This window comes from Nocardia sp. NPDC058497, assembly GCF_042720195.1.
In the GTDB taxonomy this organism is placed as follows: domain Bacteria; phylum Actinomycetota; class Actinomycetes; order Mycobacteriales; family Mycobacteriaceae; genus Nocardia.
This window is the reverse complement of sequence record NZ_JBHXMY010000029.1, coordinates 1-995: the sequence shown is the minus strand read 5'-3', so window position 1 is coordinate 995 and position 995 is coordinate 1. Positions and strand designations below refer to the sequence as shown.

Here is a 995-nt window from a genome sequence, read left to right as displayed (position 1 = left end):
GCGGGGCGGGCCCCGCGGCGCCGGGCGCCTTCGGCGGCGACCCGGTGGCCACCGCGGTCGCCGCGGCGCAGGCCTTCGTCACCAACCCCGGTGTCGTCAGCGCGGCCACCCAGGCGGCCAATGTCGCCGGTGGTGTCGTCAGCAGTGGTGTCGGCACGGTCGGCAACCTCGGCGCCTCCGCCATCTCGGCCGCCACCACGGCGACCATGCCGGCGGCCACCGCCGCGATTCCCGCCATGGCGGGCGTCGGCGCTGCGGGTGCCGCGGCGGGCGTGGCCACCTCGGCGGCCGGCCTCGGCGGTGTCTCGCTCGCCCCTGGCCAGCTCAAGATGCCCGAGGGCTGGGGTGCTCCGGCCGCGAGCGCGCCCGCGGCCGCTCCGGTCAGCGAGTCGGTCGTCTCCCGCGTCGACAGCGCGCCCGTGCGCAACACCGGCACCGGCGCCAACCCGCTGCTCGGCAACCGGGCCAACGGCGAGGACGACGACGAGCACGACGCCATCGACTACGGCCAGTCGAACGAGGCCTTCACCGACGGCCGCTACACCGCCGAAGGCGTGATCGGCGCCGACCTCGCCGGAACGGCCAAGTGACGGTTCTCGGCGGGGGCGGCGGGGGTTCACTGCTCGAGGCCGTCGTGCTCTCGCTCGACGACATGCAGTTCCTCCTGGAGAAGCTGCAGTTCGACGAGATGCCCGTGGTGCTCGACGCCATGGGCCGCTACGACCATCTCGCGGCGCACGACGCGGCTATGAAGGCTGCCGAGGCCGCCCTCACCGAACGCGAACTGCTGTTCGGTGAGGTGGTGGCGCCCGAGCTGGCCGAGCGCCTACGGGTGCTCTACCGGCCGCAGTGGATCATCGCGCTGCGGTGGGTGGTCCAGGGCCACGTGAACCGGTTCTGTCTGGCGCGGGGGGGGGGCCCCGCCGGGGGGGGGGGGCCCCGGCGGGGCCCCACCACTGGGGGATAGACCAAACCGCGCCCCCCACCCCCGGATT

The 995-nt window shown here is 75.1% G+C and carries 1 protein-coding gene and 1 pseudogene; both read left to right on the top strand.

The window, feature by feature from the left end; genetic code table 11:
- Positions 1-590: pseudogene (locus ACFWPJ_RS03825) on the top strand (PPE family protein); the annotation flags it as partial.
- On the top strand, positions 587-967 hold the full coding sequence (locus ACFWPJ_RS03820; protein ID WP_378846767.1) for an ESX secretion-associated protein EspG: 381 nt from the start codon (positions 587-589) through the stop codon (positions 965-967). The pseudogene ACFWPJ_RS03825 and the gene ACFWPJ_RS03820, both read left to right, overlap by 4 nt.
- Positions 968-995: the final 28 nt, after the last annotated feature.